15 protein-coding genes and 2 pseudogenes are annotated in these 18324 nt (G+C 60.1%); 14 read left to right on the top strand and 3 right to left on the bottom strand.

What is annotated here, in order from left to right; translation table 11 throughout:
- Positions 1-17 precede the first annotated feature (17 nt).
- From AS156_RS27465 to AS156_RS27480, 4 genes are all read left to right on the top strand, one after another.
- Complete coding sequence (locus AS156_RS27465; RefSeq protein ID WP_066503483.1) at positions 18-1253, top strand: IS701 family transposase; 1236 nt, start codon at positions 18-20, stop codon at positions 1251-1253.
- A 281-nt stretch (positions 1254-1534) separates the two neighbouring features.
- Complete coding sequence (locus AS156_RS27470; RefSeq protein WP_066511169.1) at positions 1535-2761, top strand: acyl-CoA dehydrogenase family protein; 1227 nt, start codon at positions 1535-1537, stop codon at positions 2759-2761.
- A 10-nt stretch (positions 2762-2771) separates the two neighbouring features.
- Positions 2772-3326 carry a flavin reductase family protein gene (locus tag AS156_RS27475; RefSeq protein WP_066511171.1) on the top strand — a complete coding sequence of 185 codons (555 nt, stop codon included), beginning with the start codon at positions 2772-2774 and terminating at the stop codon, positions 3324-3326.
- Positions 3323-4009 (top strand): TetR/AcrR family transcriptional regulator, encoded by a 687-nt coding sequence (locus AS156_RS27480; protein WP_066511174.1) that lies wholly within the window; start codon positions 3323-3325, stop codon positions 4007-4009. The genes AS156_RS27475 and AS156_RS27480 overlap by 4 nt, the downstream gene beginning before the upstream one ends.
- A gap of 6 nt (positions 4010-4015) precedes the next feature.
- Here the strand turns inward: AS156_RS27480 and AS156_RS27485 are convergent, their stop codons facing one another.
- Positions 4016-4888 carry a polysaccharide deacetylase family protein gene (locus tag AS156_RS27485; RefSeq protein ID WP_082747765.1) on the bottom strand — a complete coding sequence of 291 codons (873 nt, stop codon included), beginning with the start codon at positions 4886-4888 and terminating at the stop codon, positions 4016-4018.
- Positions 4875-5999, bottom strand: coding sequence for an LLM class flavin-dependent oxidoreductase (locus AS156_RS27490; RefSeq protein ID WP_066511180.1), 1125 nt, complete (start codon positions 5997-5999; stop codon positions 4875-4877). Before AS156_RS27490 ends, AS156_RS27485 begins: the two co-directional genes overlap by 14 nt.
- 173 nt (positions 6000-6172) lie before the next feature.
- On the opposite strand from AS156_RS27490, the gene AS156_RS27495 reads away from it, so the two are divergent.
- The 9 genes and pseudogenes from AS156_RS27495 to AS156_RS27530 all read left to right on the top strand — a co-directional run bounded on the left by AS156_RS27495 (position 6173) and on the right by AS156_RS27530 (position 14660).
- The gene (locus tag AS156_RS27495) at positions 6173-7054 is read left to right on the top strand and encodes an FAD binding domain-containing protein (protein ID WP_066511187.1); all 882 of its coding nucleotides are present in this window, start codon (positions 6173-6175) and stop codon (positions 7052-7054) included.
- On the top strand, positions 7051-7536 hold the full coding sequence (locus AS156_RS27500; protein ID WP_066511190.1) for a (2Fe-2S)-binding protein: 486 nt from the start codon (positions 7051-7053) through the stop codon (positions 7534-7536). Before AS156_RS27495 ends, AS156_RS27500 begins: the two co-directional genes overlap by 4 nt.
- A pseudogene (locus AS156_RS27505) lies at positions 7533-9445 on the top strand (xanthine dehydrogenase family protein molybdopterin-binding subunit); the annotation flags it as partial. The gene AS156_RS27500 and the pseudogene AS156_RS27505, both read left to right, overlap by 4 nt.
- Before the next feature lies 1 nt (position 9446).
- A pseudogene (locus tag AS156_RS45015) lies at positions 9447-9931 on the top strand (molybdopterin cofactor-binding domain-containing protein); the annotation flags it as partial.
- 66 nt (positions 9932-9997) lie between these two features.
- Positions 9998-11251, top strand: a complete 1254-nt coding sequence (locus AS156_RS27510; protein WP_066511192.1) for an ABC transporter substrate-binding protein — start codon at positions 9998-10000, stop codon at positions 11249-11251.
- A gap of 54 nt (positions 11252-11305) precedes the next feature.
- Positions 11306-12190 carry a branched-chain amino acid ABC transporter permease gene (locus AS156_RS27515; RefSeq protein ID WP_066511194.1) on the top strand — a complete coding sequence of 295 codons (885 nt, stop codon included), beginning with the start codon at positions 11306-11308 and terminating at the stop codon, positions 12188-12190.
- Between the two features lie 7 nt (positions 12191-12197).
- Positions 12198-13184: a branched-chain amino acid ABC transporter permease gene (locus AS156_RS27520; protein ID WP_066511196.1), complete on the top strand. Its 987-nt coding sequence runs from the start codon at positions 12198-12200 to the stop codon at positions 13182-13184.
- On the top strand, positions 13181-13951 hold the full coding sequence (locus AS156_RS27525) for an ABC transporter ATP-binding protein (protein WP_066511202.1): 771 nt from the start codon (positions 13181-13183) through the stop codon (positions 13949-13951). Before AS156_RS27520 ends, AS156_RS27525 begins: the two co-directional genes overlap by 4 nt.
- 4 nt (positions 13952-13955) lie before the next feature.
- A complete protein-coding gene (locus AS156_RS27530) occupies positions 13956-14660 on the top strand; it encodes an ABC transporter ATP-binding protein (RefSeq protein WP_066511204.1) in 705 nt (234 codons plus the stop codon).
- Positions 14661-14707: 47 nt separating this feature from the next.
- Here AS156_RS27530 and AS156_RS27535 read toward each other — a convergent pair whose 3' ends face one another.
- Positions 14708-15859 carry a zinc-dependent alcohol dehydrogenase gene (locus tag AS156_RS27535; RefSeq protein ID WP_066511211.1) on the bottom strand — a complete coding sequence of 384 codons (1152 nt, stop codon included), beginning with the start codon at positions 15857-15859 and terminating at the stop codon, positions 14708-14710.
- 1445 nt (positions 15860-17304) lie between these two features.
- Here AS156_RS27535 and istA point away from each other — a divergent pair.
- Positions 17305-18324: IS21 family transposase (gene istA / locus AS156_RS27545; RefSeq protein ID WP_082747766.1), on the top strand; the 1020-nt coding region annotated here is incomplete at its 3' end.

An 18324-nucleotide genomic window follows, 5' to 3' on the forward strand; every position in this document is an offset into this window, starting at 1 on the left:
TGAATCCATGGGCAACCATGATTCGAAGATTGTGGGCGCAGGCAGCGTCAGTTGAAGAGACGCTTGCGTTGTGGGCTGCGTCGCTTCGGGAGGTTAAGAAGCGGATACGTCCGCTGTTCGGGCAAGAACGTGTTGCGAGGAACGCGGGCCTGTTTCTGGAAGGTCTGCTCGGTGATGAGCAACGCAAGACCGGTTGGATGCGCGCGGAGGCCGCTGGCGATCCTGGTCCTTGGCGGCAACAGGCGATCTTGGGTCGCAGCGATTGGGATGCCGATGCCTTGCGCGATATTGTCCGCGACTATGTGATGGAGCATTTGGCAGACGACGATGCGGTCCTCGTCATCGACGAGACCGGCTTTCTCAAACAGGGGAAGGCGTCGTGCGGCGTGGCGCGGCAATACACCGGTTCGGCAGGCAAGATTACGAACTGCCAGATCGGCGTGTTCGCTACCTACGTTTCGCGTCATGGCCATGCGTTCATCGATCGCGCATTATATCTTCCGAAGGAATGGACCGACGATCCAGATCGCCTGGAAGCCACATACGTGCCTGCCGACGTCGGTTTTGCGACCAAGCCAAAGCTTGCGACGAGAATGATCGCACGGGCGATAGCGGCGTCTGTCCCATTCAACTGGGTTGCCGGCGATACCGTTTACGGTGTTGGCGACCTCGAACAGCAATTGCGTCGGGCCGGCAAGGGCTACGTGCTTGGGGTCAACAGCGCTCATGTATTCCGATCCTGGGGCAAGCGACCGCCGGTCGCCGGGACGGCTGCGGAACTCGCCCGGACGCGACGCCCATCCGACTGGAAGCGCCTGTCGGCCGGTGCCGGAACCAAAGGACCGCGGCTGCACGATTGGTGTTATCTCGAACTAGCCGATCTCGATGCCGAAGAATTCAACAGCGTCGATCAAGGTCTTTGGACACGCGGTCTGCTGATCCGGCGTCGTATCGCTGATGATGACCTCGCCTTCTTCTCGACCTGGTGCCCGGCAGGAACATCAATTGAAACGCTGGTCGCGGTCGAAGGCCATCGATGGGCGATCGAAGACAGCTTTGAAACTGCGAAAAACGAATTCGGGCTCGATCACAACGAGAGCAGATCCTGGCATGGCTGGCACCGTCACGTGTCCTTGGTGATGCTCGCATTCGCCATGATGGCCGCAATCCGGCATCGCGCCAATCCGACGCCGCCCAAAAAAACGAAACGGCGCCACGCGGCAAAAGCCAAAACAAAACCGCCCCCAAACTGATCCGCTGGTCACTCCAGGAAATCCGCCGCATTGCCATCAGACTTCATCGCACGCGGATCGAACCCGCGCTCATCATCGCTTGGTCCTTCTGGCGCAGAGCCCACCAGGCGGCAGCTCAACGGGCGCACCTCAAAGCAAAAAGACAACTGTAATGCTAGCTACGAGGTTGCGTAGGACGCCTTGCCCCGCACCTTGATCTTTGGTGATCGGTCGATAAACTGGTTCATGGGTCCGACCGCATCTTCACGTCATCGCGATCGGGATAAACGAAGGAAACGCCAATGGTTGAGGTTGGCGCCGGCCTTGACGCAAACTGGCCGCCGGGACCCAGTTCGGACAGTTACCCGGCCATGATCGCGCGGGCCAACGCACTCGTTCCGGTGCTACGCGAACGGGCGCCGCGGACCGAAGAGTTGCGACGATTGCCGCCGGAGACGGAGCGAGATCTCCACGATAGTGGGCTTTTCCGAATCCTGCAGCCTCGGCGCGTCGGAGGAAGCGAACTCGACTATGTCGCTCTAGTCGATTGCGCCGATGCGTTGGGGAGGGGTGATGCGTCGGTCTCGTGGAATTTCGCAAATCTTGCCAGCCATCATTGGATGCTGGCTATGTTCGCGCCTGAGGCGCAGCAGACGGTATGGGGCAAGAATCCTGACACGCTGATCGCATCGTCCTTTGTTTTTCCGGCCGGTCGCGCAAGGAAGACGGATGGTGGATATGTGCTCGATGGTCATTGGCCATTCTCATCGGGAGTGGGGTCGTGCGAATGGAACATGCTCGCCAGCGTCGTCGCGTCCGATGACGAGGCCGACGGGGTCGAGTATCGGCTGTTCCTGTTGAACAAGCGAGACTACGGCATCGACGATACGTGGAATGCGGCCGGCTTGCGCGGAACAGGATCAAACGATGTCCGGGCGAGCGACGCATTTGTCCCCGATCACATGACAATTGCCGTCAGAGACCTGGGAGGAGGTCCGACGCCCGGCAGCGTTATCAATCCGAACGCGCTATACGCGCTTCCAGTATTCTCGTTGTTTCCGTATGTGCTGTCGGGGGTCGGACTGGGAAATGCTCAGGCTTGCCTGGACGATTACGTCGAGATCGCGCGACATCGCGCTTCAACATACAACAGGGCCAAGATCGGGGACTTGCAGAGTACACAGATCAAGATCGCGGAGGCGTCAGCAAAGATAGATGCAGCACGCTTGATCATGCGCACCAACTGTATCGACACGCTCGCAGAGGTTCGGCGGGGGCATGTTCCGGATATCGCTGCGAAGACAAGGTTGCGACGCGACGGTGCCTTCTCGGTCAATCTTTGCACCGATGCCGTGTCTCTTTTATTTGCGGCGAGTGGGGCCCGCAGTCTGTTCACATCAGGAGCCTTGCAGCGCCAATTTCGCGACGCGCATGCGGTGAATTCGCATCTCGCATTCAATTTCGACGCGGCGGGAACCAACTATGGGCGGGTTGCACTTGGGCTGCCGTCCGAGAACCTGACCCTCTGAGGCCGGCGGGATGTCTGACCCACCCAAACATCCGGCGGATCCGGCCAATGAGCTCGCAAGCGATAATTCGGCAATAGATCCGCGTGACTTCCGCAATGCACTCGGCACCTTCGCAACCGGCGTAACGATCGTGACGGCGATGTCGGCCGAAGGTAGACCGTATGGGATCACCTGCAATTCCTTCGCGTCGGTATCGCTCAATCCACCGCTGGTGCTGTGGAGCCTGGGCGTGTTCTCGCAAGGGCTCACTATCTTCCAGAATGCCAGCCACTTTGCGGTCAACGTTCTGGGCGCATCGCAACAGGCGCTGGCGCTGAAATTCGCCAAATCGTCCGGCGACAAGTTCGCGGGCGTGAGCTGGGCTCCAGGCCTCGGAAATGCCCCTGTGCTTGCCGATGCGGTCGCTAATTTTCAGTGCCGTGCGGCCAATCGGTATTACGGCGGGGACCATGTCATTTTCCTGGGGGCGGTGGAGGCATACGCCTATAATCAGAAGGCGCCTCTATTGTTCGCGGGCGGCGGTTTTGGTCGGTTTCTCGCTGGCGATGGTGACAAGGCATCATGAACCGAAAGGCACCGGTCAAGCGTACGCGCGCAAAGCAAACGCGGTTGTCTGCCGATGATCGCCGCAGCGAATTTGTAACCAAGGCGACGGAGCTCTTCGCTGACGAGGGGTTCGGAGGTGGTACTCGCGCACTGGCGCGCAAACTCGGCGTGACCCAACCGCTGCTCTATCGCTACTTTCCGAGCAAGGACGATCTCATCAAGGAGGTCTACCGCAAGGTCTACCTCGGCCCGCTTGAGACCGGTTGGGAGAAACTGCTCAGTGACCGTTCGCGTCCCCTCCGCGTGCGCCTGCAGGAGTTTTACCAAGCCTATACGGATGCGATCTTCACCCGCAAATGGCTCCGGATTTATCTTTATTCGGGCCTGAAAGGCCTCGATATCAATCGTTGGTACGTCGGCATGGTCAAGGACAAGATCCTGAGCCGCATCATCAGAGAATGCCGCCACGACGCTGGACTTGCGACGCAAAGCAGGCCAAGTGCTGCTGAGCTGGAACTGGCCTGGGTGTTTCACGGCGGCATCTTCTATTACGGCGTACGCAGATACATCTATGAGGCACCCGTTCTTGAGGACAAGGCGCAAATGATCAGTGATGCGCTCGATGTCTTTCTTGCAGGATTTGAACGGCTGGCCGAGAACTCGGACGATCGCCAGCGCGCGCCCCTCAAGGTCGTTGTTTGATCTGTACTACTTCGCCATCTCGCCTCGGTACCAATCGCCGATCTCGCTCGCAGTCATCATCGCTACGCCGTCATGCCCGATCACGTAGTCGAGCAAGGCCTCCAGGTATCTGATGCGGTGGGGCACGCCGGTGATGTAGGGATGGACCGAGATGGCCATAATCCGCGCGTTTCCTGCACCTTCGAGATACAGCCGATCGAACTGGTCGGTGCAGCGCTTCAAAAATTGTTCAGATGGAAGATGCTGCAGTGCGTGAATAACGATGTCGTTGGTTTCGACGGAATAAGGAATCGTCGTCACAATTCCGTGCGGCGTGACGATGTCCTGGGGAAGGTCGTCAATCACCCAATCGGCAACATACTCGATCCCGTTGAGACGCAGAAGGTCGAGCGTTTCTTCTGTCTCTGTCAGGCCCGGGCTTTCCCAGGATCGTGGTGCCCTTCCGCAAAATTCGGCGATAGTATCGACCGAGCGCTTGATTGCATCCGCCTGGTTCTCGAGCTTGTGCATTGGGCCCTGGATGAAGCCATGCCCCATGAATTCGAATCCCGCCTCGAGCGCAGCGGATGCCACACGCGGGTAGGCGTTGCAGACATTGGCATTCAGGGCCAGCGTTACCGGTATCTTCCGGTCTGTGAGCGCCTTGAACTGTCGCCAGAAGCCGGCGCGCATGCCGTATTCGTGCCACGACCAATTCGGCACGTCGGGTAACAGTGGCTGGCCCATCGGCGGGCTTAGCACGGTGCGCGGCATCGCATTCTCTATGCGCCATTCCTCGACGTTGAGGATGACCCATACGGCGAGTTTCTTGCCGGCCGGCAATGCGAGCTTCGGCCGATCGACCTGAGCCTGATACGGAATGCGATCAGTGAAGGCCACGTCGGAACTCCTTCTCTGTCGGCGATCCGGTAACGCTGGCATCAATGCGCGGCAGCACCTTATCGGCCATCAGGATCATCGATTGGCGGCCAAGTTCGCGATCCTTCCAGTCCTTGCCGGCATAAAGGAGGGTTCCAAAGGTGCCGATTTCTTCCTGGAATGCGAGAATCTGATCAGCCACGCTTTCGGGGGTGCCATAGATGATGAGTTTGTCGCAGATCGATTCGAGCGTGACCTCCGAGTCTGGTTGGTCCCGCCGGGTCTTGAACAGCTCAAGGCGGCCGCTGCGCTTCAGCTTGGTGAATAACTGATGATAGTAGTACACATAGGGACCATCCGGGGCCGTAGCGTAAGCCTTCGCCGTTGCGGCGTCCTTGGCCACGAACACGCTCTTGGCGACGCGCCAATTGGCGGCGTCAGCCGCCCGGCTCGCACGCTCACAGCCTTCGACATATTTTGGCCAATGGCTCTTCACCCACGCCGGCATCAAGAAATTTGCCGAGATGGGATCCCAACCACGTGCTGCAGCTTCGGTCACACCCTTTGAGAACGGAGCGACGGCGGTGACGACGATCGGGGGGTGAGGGATCTGCAAGGGACGCGCTATAATTCCCTGCCCGATGTCTTCGATCAGAGTCTTCTTGACTGAGATATTCCAGTACTTGCCCTGCAAGCCGTAAGGCGGCTTGCCTGCCCAGATGTCAAGAACCTGATTGATAGCCTCGAGAAACATTGCATTGCGATCGGCGTCGAGGTTGCCAAACACTTCTGCGTCGGAAAGGAGCCCCCCGGGGCTGATTCCGAGAATGAAGCGACCATCGAGCATGTGATCAAGCATCGCGACTGACGCTGCTACCGCTGCCGGATGGGCGTTTGGCATGTTGATTGTGCCAGTTCCAAGCTTGATCTGCTTGGTGGCGGCTGCGATCCAGGCGATGAACGCGATACTGGAGGTGATGTTCTCGGCTCTGTCGGTAACATGCTCGCCGACATAAGCCTCGGTGAACCCGAGCTCATCCGCGAGCAGGAAGGCTTCACGATCCTCGCAGAGCGATTGCCGCCAATCCTTCTCGACGGGATGGATCGGCATCGTAAAGAACCCGAGCTTCATGATTTGCTGCTCCCCGTGGGCGGGCCTTTTCGTCGGTGGGAAACCTGCGTCCTTCGTGCAGCGAAGACAAGCCCCCCAACGGACAAATAATCACCCGATAAACAAGCTTGACCTTTAAATTGAGCGGCCCTCTAATCCGGAAAAGCGAAATCGGCCCGGGAGGCCACGCCCTGATGAAAGCCGCGGCTTTCGCCTATGCCCGCGCGACCAGCGTCGTGAACGCGCTGGAGCTGCTGGCTGCTCATGGCGATAGGGCGAAGGTGCTGTCGGGCGGTCAGAGCCTGATGCCGACGATGAATCTGCGGCTCATATCCCCGGACATTGTGGTCGATATTGGCGGCCTTCGCGAACTGCGTGGCATCGCGGTGAAGGGAGATGTCCTGGTCATTGGCGCTCTCACTCGCCATGCCGACCTGCTTAACTCCCCAGAAGTTGCGGCGCACGCGCCATTGCTGCGGGACGCTGTTACGCACGTCGCCCATCCTGCAATTCGCAATCGCGGAACGATTGGCGGCAGCCTTGCGCACGCTGATCCGGCGTCCGAACTGCCGGCCTGCATCGTCGCGCTTGACGCGACCATTGTCGTGCGCGGATCGGGTGGCGAGCGCCGGATCGCTGCAACCGAGTTCTTCAAGGGGATCTACGAAACGGCCTTATCGTCGCAGGAGTTGTTGGTCGCGGTCGAAATTCCTGTCGCCGCGGAAGGCTCGACCTTCTTCTTTCAGGAGTATGCCCGGCGGCACGGAGATTACGCCATCGTAGGTCTCGCTGCTCACGCGGTCGTCAGGGACGGGATGTTCGCTGATCTCAGGCTCGGGTTCTTCGCGGTCGGCGATCGCCCTCTGCTCGCGTCGGCAGCTCGCACGTTGGTCGATGTCGCCATTACATCTGCAGCGCTTGCCGAGGCGGCGGTGACGTTAGCCAGTGAACTCGATCCCCAGGAGGATCAACAAGCATCGTCAGCGATGCGCCGACATCTTGCAAAGGTTCTGCTGGTCCGTTGCGTAGCGACGCTGCTCTCGCGTCCAGAACTGGCGACGGGAGTGGCGAGGTGATCGCGCCCATTCCGGTCTCGCTCCTGGTCAACGGCGAACAGGTAGATGCCGCCGTGCAGCCGAGGCTCAACCTTGCCGATTTCCTCCGCGACAATCTGAAATTGACGGGAACGCATATCGGTTGCGAACACGGGGTCTGCGGCGCCTGCACGGTGCGCATCGATGGTGAGATTGTTCGCTCATGTCTGACGTTGGCAGTGCAAGCGCACGGGACAGCGATTGAGACGATTGAGGGTCTTTCCGACAGCGGAGAGATTGCCGATCTCCAGGCGGCGTTTCGCGAACGCAACGCGCTGCAGTGCGGCTATTGTACGCCGGGAATGCTGATAACGGCGCAAGACTTGCTCCAACAAACGGCGATGCCCGATCGCAGAGCGATCCGCGAGCACCTTTCAGGCAACTACTGTCGCTGCACGGGTTATCAGGCCATCGTCGATGCCGTCGAGGCAACGGCGAGGGCGCGCGCGGAGCGATCCGCATGACGGTGAGCCGCGCGACGTCGGATGCGCTCTCGGTACTGGACCGCCCGAATTCCTATATCGGCAAGACAGTGCCGCGGCCGAATCTCGACAGATTGCTGCAAGGGCGTGGGCAATATGTCAGCGATCTGGAACTGCCGCGCATGGCGCACGTGGTCTTTCTCCGGTCGCCGTATGCCCACGCGAGGATCCTGGCGATCAAGGCGGTCGCCGCAAAGCGCATGCCGGGCGTGATTTCCGTGGTTACGGGCCGCGAGCTCGAGCCCGTCATCACGCCATGGATCGGTGTGCTCTCGCATTTGAAGGGACTGAAGTCGGCGCCGCAGCACGCGATTGCGATCGAGCGAGCCTGTTGGCAGGGCGAGGCGGTTGCAGCGATTGTAGCGACCAGCCGCGCGGCTGCTGAAGATGCGATGGAGCATATTGCCGTCGACTACGAGGAGCTCGAAGCGGTCACGGATATGCGCAGCGCGCTCGATCCGTCCACTCCGGTTATTCACCCTTCGCTGGGCGACAATCTTGCTTTCGAGCGGACCCTGAACACGGGCGATGTTGATCAGGCGTTCTCCCAATCCGATGCCGTGGTCGAGGCGGATTTTGTCTTTGGACGTCATACTGGCGTGACGCTGGAACCGCGAGCGGTTGTTGCCGACTGGAATGCAGCTGAGGCGCGGCTCACGATCTATCAGGGTACACAAGCGCCGCACATGGTGCAGAACATCGCGGCTCTGCACCTGGGGTTGAAGGAAGCGCAGGTTCGCGTGGTCTGCAAGGATGTCGGAGGTTCCTTCGGCATCAAGGTCCACGTCTACGCCGATGAAATGGCAACTTACGCGCTGTCCAAACTCCTGCGTCGACCGATCAAGTTCGTCGCCGATCGCGTCGAAAGCTTCAACACCGACATTCATGCTCGCGATCATCGTTGCAGAGGGCGGATCGGCGTCAAGCAAGACGGCTCGATCACCGCCTTCGAGATCGACGACCTGACCGGAATCGGGCCTTACTCGATGTATCCACGGACGAGTGCCATCGAAGCCAATCAGGTCGTCAATCTGGTCGGCGGTCCATACGTCACTCCGAACTACCGTGCGCGGGCTCGGGCCGTTTTCCAGAACAAGAACGTCATGTGCCAGTACCGGGCGGTCGGCCATCCGATTGCCTGTTCAGTGACCGAGGGGCTGGTCGATCTGGCCGCCGCGAAGATCGGCATGGACCCGGTAGAGATCCGGCGCCGCAACTTGATCACCGACGATGCCTATCCCTGTGCGTCGCCCTCCGGCATGAAGTTCGAACAACTGTCGCACCATGCCTCCCTCGCCAAGTTGCTTCAGATGATGAACTATGACGCCCTACGGGCAGAGCAGGCGTCGTTGCGAGACCGGAATATTCACCGGGGCATCGGTCTCGCGAGCTTCATCGAAGTCACCAATCCGAGCGCGGCCTTCTACGGTGTTGGCGGTGCGAAGATTTCGTCGCAGGACGGCGTTGCGGTTCGACTGGACGCGCAGGGCTCGGTGATCTGCCAGACCAGCATCACGGAGCAGGGACAAGGGTCGGAATCGCTTACGGCCCAGATTGTAGGCAGCGTGCTTGGCGTTTCAATGGACCGTGTTCGGGTCATGCTCGGTGACACAGACAACACGCCGTATGGCGGGGGGACATGGGCTTCCCGTGGAGCCGGCATCGGCGGTGAAGCAGCGCTGCAGGCCGCCAAGGTCCTGCGAAAGAATATTCTGGATGTTGCCGCGGCTATCCTGCAATCCACGACGGCCGAGCTTGATATAGTCAACGGTAGCGTTGTGAACGTCAGCGACGCCGCGCCGCGGATCGAGCTCAGCGAACTTGCAAGGATCGTTTATTTCCGGCCGGATACACTGCCACCAGGGATCCAGCCGGAGCTGATGGCGACCCGNCCCGCCATTTTGTCCCGCGTCAATATCCCTTTGCCTTTACCAATGGCGTTCAAGCGTCATGGCTCGAGGTCGACACCGAAACCGGATTCGTGAAGCTGCTGAAGCATTGGGTGGTCGAGGATTGCGGAACGATTATCAACCCGCAGCTGGTCGATGAGCAGATCCGGGGTGGGGTGGTGCAGGGGCTAGGCGCGGCGCTGTTCGAGAAGTGCATCTACGACGAGCGTGGCCAGCTCACCAATGCCAACATGGCGGACTACCTGGTCCCGATGTCCGGCGAGATGCCCGACATCGAGGTCGGTCACGTGGTGTCGCCGACGCAGGAAACGGAGCTGGGAGCCAAGGGAGCGGGCGAGGCCGGCACGGCCGGCGCGGCGGCTGCGGTCGCCAATGCAATCAACGACGCGCTCCGGCCGTTCGGCGCTACAATTACCGAGATTCCGCTCACGCCTCAGGTTATCCTGACGGCACTGGGACGGATCTAGGCAGGAGACGTTCCGGCAAATAGACGACAAATAAGTCAAACAGATCATTCTTGGGGAGGAATAGTCATGACGAAGACGGTCACCAAAGCTGGATTGCTATCGCGCCGCCGGTTGCTGACGACGGCGAGTGCCGGAGCCGTTCTCGCCGCCTCTCCCTTTCGTATCAATCTGCTTCAGGCTGAGGAAGCGCCGATCAAGATCGGTTTTCCGGTTCCCTTGACCGGACCCTACGGTGCCGAAGCGCAGGACCAGGTACGAGCAGGCCAGCTAGCTGTGGCCCAGTTCAATGATGCCGGCGGTCTCAATGGCCGGAAGGCAGAGCTTGTCGTGCGCGACGACAAGCTGAACCCCGGGGAGGCGGCGACGCGGACGCTGGAACTGGTCGAAAAGGAGAAGGTTAATTTCGTCGTCGGCAGTCTGTCCGCGGCCGTTCAGCTCGCGATCAACAATGTCACCAAGGAGCGCGGCATCATCTTCAATTCGATCAGCCAGTCCGACGCCATCAATGAGGCGGCTGACTTCAGCAAGTACACGTTCCACGAAGCCTTGAACCCGCATATGACGTCGGGCGCGGTCGGCCGCTATGCCTTTCCCAAGTTCGGCAAGAAGATTGCGTTTCTGACTGCAGACTATGCCTATGGTCACGAGATGGTTCGCGGTTTCCTCGAAGTCGGCAAGGAGTTCAACATCGAGAATCTCGGCGATATCCGCCATCCGTTGGGAACGACCGACTTCTCGACCCTGCTGCCGCGTCTGCAGGCGCTGAAGCCCGACATCCTGTGCATCAGCAATTTCGGCCGGGATCAACAGATCGTGCTCAAGCAAGCGACCGACTTCGGCGTCAAGAAATCGATCCAGATCATCGCGCCGCTGCTCTCGCACGCAAGTCGCGTTGCCGCGGGCGCCCAGGCTTTTGAAGGCGTCGTCGGCGGTTGCTCGTTCTATTGGGGGATCGAAGACAAGTTTGCCTCGACCAAGGCATTCAACGACGCATTCCGCAAGATGTACGACGGCAAGCTGCCGACGGATTACGGCGCCCTAGGCTATGGTGGTGTGCGGACGGTACTCGAGGCCGTCAAGAGCGCGGGCACCGTCGATACCGAGAAGGTAATCGCCGCATTGGAGGCCTTGAAGTACGACTATTACAAGGGGCCGCAGTACTATCGTAAGTGTGATCACCAGTCGGTCCAGTCGGTGCTCGTCATCAAGTCGAAGTCCAAGGACATGAAGAACGAATCCGATGTGTTCGAGGTTCTTTCCACCGAGGAACCGAGCGAGAAGAATCTTCGTACGTGCGAAGCGCTTGGCCACAAGAGCTGAGCTGGCAAGGTGGCGTGCGGCCGTCGATGGTGCGTGCCGCTTTTAGGATGACTGATGGCGGGCCTGAGCTTTGACCTGATTGCGCTGCAATTGTTCGCCGGGCTGGCGCTCGGCGCAATTTACGTGCTGTTTGCGATCGGACTGTCGTTGATCTTTGGGATGCTGACGGTGGTCAACTTCGCCCACGGAGCGTTCTATATGGTTGGCGCTTATGTCGGGCTCTATCTGATCTCGCTCGGGGGCAACTTCTGGCTCTGTTTGGTCGCTGTTCCGCTGCTGATCGGGCTGTTCGGCATGGCGGTCGAGCGGGTGCTGATCCGCCCCCTTTACGGGCGTGGCATCGACTATCCCTTGCTGCTGACCTTCGGGCTCAGCTATGTGATGGTCGAATGCGTGCGGATTGCTTTTGGCAAGACGGGATATCCGTTCGACACGCCCGAGGTCTTACAGGGCGCCGTCGACATCGGTGTCGGATATTTCCCGCTGTACCGCCTGTTCGTGATCGGAGCGACGGCGGTCGTCCTGCTGGTGCTTTGGCTGTTTCTGGAAAAGACCAGCTTCGGGCTCATTGTTCGCGCCGGGGCCCGCGATCCGCAGATTGTCCGTGTTCTTGGCGTTGACGTGTCCCGGGTCTGGTTGATCGTCTTCGGGATCGGAACCGCGATTGCGGGCTTCGCCGGCCTACTGGCGGCCCCGCTTCAAGGCGTCATTCCAGAGATGGGAGGCACCATCCTGGCCGAAGCCTTTGTGGTCACGGTCGTGGGCGGCATGGGCTCGATCGGCGGCGCTGTGCTGGCGGGTCTCTTGGTCGGCGTGGTTGTCAGCATGACCTCGCTGTTTGCGCCTGAAATGGCCAAAGTGTCCATTTTTGCCTTGATGGCAATCGTCCTGATTGTCCGGCCGCAGGGCTTCTTTGGTCGCGCCGGATTGCTGAGTTAAGCCGAGCATGACCGAAGCCACCGAGTCCATCAAGCAATCTCAGACCTCAGCGGTCGGCTGGTACGAGTTCGCGACAAGACATCGCGCCAGCCTCGCAGCCGCGGCGATCCTGATCTTTCCCCTCATAATGCCCTTCACGGCTTTGGCAGTGAATATCCTGATCTACGGGCTGTATGCCCTCGGTTTCAATCTTGTGTTCGGATATCTGGGGCTCCTGTCCTTCGGTCACGCCGCATTGTTCGGGACCGGCGCCTATCTCTGTGGCATTGCTGTCGTGCACTTCGACTGGCCGTGGTACGCGGCCATTGCGGCTGGCGTGTTCGGTGGCTTGTTGATCGCGCTGTTGATCGGTGTGCTCGCAATCCGAACGCGCGGTATCTACTTTGCCATGGTGACGATGGCATTGTCGCAGTGCATCTATTACGTGTTCTATCAAGCGGTTGATTGGACCGGCGGCGAGAATGGCCTGCGCGGTATCAACGTTCGTACGATCGATCTGTTTGGCTTGCAGATCGATTTCATCAACCCGCTGGTCCGCTACTACGCCATCGCAGCTTTTGTGATTGCCGCGCTGTTCGTGATGTCACGTATCCTGGCATCGCCGTTTGGGGCGGCCATCGAAGCGGTTCGCGAGAACGAGATGCGAGCCCGCGCATCTGGTTATGACGTCACATTGACACGATTGCTGACCTTTGTTCTCTCCGGCGGTTTCTGCGGTCTCGCGGGCGCGCTGCAAGCCCTTCACCTGTCGATCGTACCGATCGAGATGTTGCACTACGAGACGTCGGGTCTGGTGGTGATGATCGCCTTGCTGGGCGGCATGGGGACATTCTTTGGGCCGATGATCGGTGCGGCGGTGTACCTCGTGCTCGAGAATCTCGTGTCGGTCTGGACCGTTCACTGGCAACTGATCGTGGGGGCAATCTTCATCGCGTGCGTGCTGTTCTTCCCGGCAGGCATCTGGGGTACGCTGATTGGGCGAGGCAGGCGATGATGGCCGTAGCAGAGCCCGCGAGAGAGATCATTCTGCGCACCAGGGGCGTTGGCAAGACGTTCGGGAAGTTTGTCGCGCTGAACAACATATCCGCCGAATTCTCCAAAGGAGCGATCACGTCGATTATCGGCCCGAACGGTGCCGGGAAGAGCACCTATTTCAACCTGCTCTGCGGGGGCTTCCCTCCGTCGCGAGGCAATATCGAGTTCGAGGGGAGGGACGTCACCGGCCAGCCGCAGCATCGCTTTGCTCACATGGGCATCGCGAAGTCGTTTCAGATCACGAGCGTGTTCCCACAACTCACGACGCATGAGAACATCCGGGTTGGCCTGCAGGCTCTGGTGTCGCGATACGACATCTGGCGCCCGCGTGCGCGGCTGCGCGAACTGGTCGAGCAGGCGGACGAATTGCTGGCTCTGGTCGGATTGTGGGAGTCTCGTGACCGTGCCGCCAAGACGCTTGCACACGGCGAGCAGCGCGCGCTCGAGATCGGCATGGCGCTGGCCAGTCGGCCTCGCTTGTTGCTGTTGGACGAGCCGACGGCTGGTATGAGCCCGGAGGAAACCCGGACCATGATGGATCTGATCGTGAAGCTCGCAAGGGAGCGCACGGTGATCCTTGTCGAGCACAAGATGAAGCTGGTACTTGGAATCAGCGATCGTATTCTCGTGCTTCATCACGGAGAGCTCCTTGCCGAGGGAACGCCACAGGAAGTTCGGCAAAACGAAGCAGTGAAGCGCGTCTATCTCGGCCAGCGGGAACATTGACGGCATGTTGCAGATCAGCAAGCTCAACGCCTGGTATGGAGCCAGCCATGCCCTGCAGGACGTCAGTCTGGAGGTTGCAAAGGGCGAGATCGTTTGCCTGATCGGCCGCAATGGCGCCGGCAAAACGACCACCTTGAAGTCGATCATTGGCCTGATGGATCGAACGCGCGGCTCGGTGATTTTCAAGGGCCAGGAGCTGCTGCGCCAGCCGGCGCATGTACGTTTCGCCCTGGGGCTTGCCTATGTTCCTGAAGAACGGCGGATCGTGCAGGGATTATCCGTCCGGGAGAACTTGCGGCTTGGTCTGGTCGCGTCGCCGGAGAAGAAGCGGGAAGCTGAATTGATCGCTGAGATCGCGAGGGTGTTCCCACGGCTGGCCGAGCGCTTGGACCAGGAGGCCGTCACCATGTCCGGCGGTGAGCAGCAAATGCTGGCGATCGCACGCGCAATGATCGCAAAGCCTGACCTGATCATGCTTGATGAACCCTCCGAGGGGATCATGCCTGTGCTGGTCGACGAGATGTTTGCGCTGTTCCGCGACATGAAAAGGCAGGGGACGACGGTCCTGCTGGTCGAGCAGAATGTCGAACTCGCGCTTGATATTGCCGATCGCGCCTATGTGCTGGACCAGGGTGCTGTGGTGCACCACGCGTCGGCGCGGGAGCTGCTTGCCGACAGCGAGATCAAGGAGCGCTACTGTTCGGTCTAGAGAGGATCTCTCGCATAATCGCCATGGCTGATCGACGGTGACGCCCTCTATTCCGCGGCGCTCGCGACCGCCTCAGCGCTTCGGTTGGTGACGACGACCTTGATAGCGTCATCCACGCGCTCGCGCGCATATCTGAGCGCGGTCGGCAGGTCAGCGAGCGGGAAAGTATGCGTGTGGATCTTTGTCGCGTCGAACCGCTTCTCCGCCATCAGCTCCATCGCTCGGTGGGTTGCACTGCGGCCTTCGCCACGTATGCCGTAGGCGTAGATGTTGTTGCGCACGAGATGCGCGATATCGAGCGATGGGATTTCGTGCGGGAAAGCGGCGAGGCAGATCTTGCCGCCGCGATTGGTCATGTGGATGGCTTGGTTGAGCGTTGCCTCGGTCCCGGCGCACTCGACCACATAATCCGCACCGATTCCGCCAGTTAGCTGCTTCACGACCGCAACAGCATCCTCATCGTTGATATTGATGACGCGATCGGCTCCCAGCTCCTGGCCGATCGCCAATCGCTTGTTGCGTGTCCCGGTCAAAATCACCGGGCTTGCGCCGAGCGCTTTGGCGACCGCTACCGCGAGCAGTCCGATTGGGCCAGGACCAATCACAACGACGCTCTCGCCGGCCACCAATCCCCCCAGCTCTGTCAAGCCATACATTGACGTCCCCGCGGTCACCACGAGCGTTGCCTCCGCATCGCTCATGGTATCGGGGGCACGCGCCAGCGTGTTGATGTGATTGATGGCGTACTCGGTGAATCCCCCATCGGTCGTGAAGCCGTTGGCCCGATGCCCTTTCTCGGGCTTTCCATAGTTGAGGCAGGACGTGTACATGCCCTGGCGGCAGCGTTTGCATTGGCCGCACCCGGCGTGAATCTCAACGCTAACGCGCTCGCCGATCCGGAATTCGTCGACGTCAGGCCCGAGCGCGGCAACCGTGCCCATATACTCGTGACCCGGCGTGAAGTTCTTGTTGAAGGGCAGGCCGCCCCGAATGCTCGCCGGCGAGCCGGAATGGATGATTTCGAGATCAGTGGCGCAGATTGCGACCGCATCAATGCGGATGAGTACCTCCGCTCGTGAGGGGATCGGGGTGGGTTTCTGGCGAAGGAAAAGCTGGTCGGGGTCACCGAGAACCCAGGCTTTCATCAGTTCGGGAACGGGGAAGTCGGGAGATGTCGTGACCCCGGGAGGATGGTACATGGGCGCTTCCTGTTTTGGCCGAAAGATTAGCCAAATTGGCTCTTCGCCGCGAGCATCGCGATCGTTCAGATCGGCCTTCGATTGATTGCTGCATGGCAGCAAGTGCGCCGCAAAAGATCCAGGTACTCCGGGTTTAGCTCGCTGCGCTAAGCCGCACTCTATGTCCTCTCAAGACCACGTCAGGGGTTCGATTCGCTCGGGGGGACGCCACCCGGTATCATCCTGCGAACCCGAAACAGCCCTGTCTCGGGTGGCCGACACGGCATTTTCAAGCAAATCCCAGCTGACCTTGATCCGGATCGCGGTGTCGTCGACGTCTATTACGCGGATCAGCGACTAGGCTTTCTGGAATCGGATGGACCGGAGGTGAAGCTCTCCCGCGTGGGGCGATCGAACCGATCAAGCGATGCGGGCGGCACGCGCGATGTCACGACTGAGACGTTCAATCTCGCAGCGATCAGTATTTCTATTTGTCCTCCACCTGGACGATCGTGACGCGGTCAGATCTGCCGCTGCTTGCCTGAAAACGCGATCATCGGCCGCACATATTGATCTGAGACCACATCGCGGCCAAACCGAAAGCCTCACCGTCGAAATCCTGATGAGCTTTCGCGAATAACATTGAGCCGTCTGACGTTCGTCGCCGTTCAGCGCACGGCATGCGGCGAGGGTGGTTTCTCAATCTGCTTCATATCGTGCCAGCGCATCACCGCTAACAAACACGGCAAAACACTTCGGGGAAGCAAAAATAAAACCAAAGCGCGCAGAAGAGCCTGCGCGGTTGTCGTTCGCGTCGCAAAACCTCAATTCCGCCGCGTTCCGCTACAGACTCTCGAATCGCGAACCTCTTCGGGGGCGCTCGTGCAGTGGTCCCGGTGCGCTAATCCCCTCAGCTACCCAGCCCGGCGCATCGGGACCGGCACGCGCCGCATGACTGCAGAGCGGGGCTTGATCTCATTTGGTTGACGACGAGTGAGGGCTGGCCTGTCCTTGAAATAGCGAAGCCGCCGCAGCCGGATTGGAGAAAGGGTGCGGCGGCAGGTGTGTCTCGAAGCCCGCGGAAACGAAACCCACGTGCGCGTAACGTTGGCAAACCAATCGAGAAACTGTTCCGGTCTCGATTGCCTAGACGCAAGGGCAGCCATGATCCTCGTAGAGTTCCTCGGCGACTTCAGCTGGGGCGATTGAGCCGATGGCTACCTCCGTCATGGGCTTATTGGCTGTACCCCTCTTAAACGGGCAAGGACCAATCGAACCAATCGTTGAGTCGGAGAAATACGTCAGCGTCTGGTACTCGATCCAGGGACCATTGCCGGTGCCGAACGGCGACCAAGTCCAGTAGGACCAACCGAAGAGTGTACCGTTGCATGTCGCGCGCCATGGAAAACTGCCCCCTCGGCGTCATGAGGAATTGCCCCCTCCTCGGATAGCTGAGGAGAGAGCGAATGAACGAGGAACGAATCACTAGAGGCTCGCCGTGGAGTGATCCACGGGGGCAGGTGATGAAGACGCCGGATGACGTGGCGGAGATGTTGCGCCTGAGAGCGTGCGGATGGGGGCTGAAGCGCATTGCGCGCCAGCTGGGCTGCAGCCATCACACGGTGAAGGACTACGTGGCGGCGGGTGGGGTGAAGCCGTTCAAGTCGCCTGAGCGGCCGAAGCGGCTCGACGGCCTTGAAGGTTGGCTGCGCGAGAGGTTCATTCGCCATCGCGGTAATGCTGATGTGGTTCGCCAGGATCTGTTGGCCGAGAAAGGCGTGACAGTCAGCCGGCGAACGCTGCAACGCGCGGTGCAGCCCTATCGTCAGGCGCTGAAGGCGGAGGCGCTGGCGACGACGCGGTTCGAGACGCCCCCTGGCCGGCAGCTGCAGATCGACTTCGGAGAGCGCCTGGTCGAGATCGGCGGCGCGAAGATCAAAGCATTCGTGTTCGTGGCGACGCTCGGGCATTCGCGGCGGGTACATGTGCGTGCGTTCCGGGCCGAGAAGCAGGAGCACTGGTTCGCTGGGCTCGAGAGCACATTCACGACCTTCAGCGGTGTCCCGGAGGAAGTGCTGATGGACAACCCACGCGCACTTGTGGTGCGCCACGACGTCGGCAGCCGGTCGGTTCAGTTCAACGACAAACTCATCGCGTTTGCGAAGCATTGGGGCTTCCGTCCACGCGCCTGCGCGCCATATCGGGCACGCACGAAGGGCAAGACGGAGAATGGCGTCGGTTACGTGAAGAAGAACGCGATCGCGGGGCATTCCTTCGTAAGTTGGGAGGCATTCGAGGCGCATCTCGCCAAGTGGGAGCGTGAGGTGGCGAACGTGCGTATCCACGGCACGACCGGCGAGGCGCCGATGGTTCGCTTCGTACGCGACGAGGCACACCGGTTGAAACCGCTCGGCGGGCAGCCCTCGTTCGGATCATTGCGCGAACTAACCCGGGTCGTCGGCAACGATTGCGCCATCGAGATCGAC

Source organism: Bradyrhizobium macuxiense, from assembly GCF_001542415.1.
Taxonomy (GTDB): domain Bacteria; phylum Pseudomonadota; class Alphaproteobacteria; order Rhizobiales; family Xanthobacteraceae; genus Bradyrhizobium; species Bradyrhizobium macuxiense.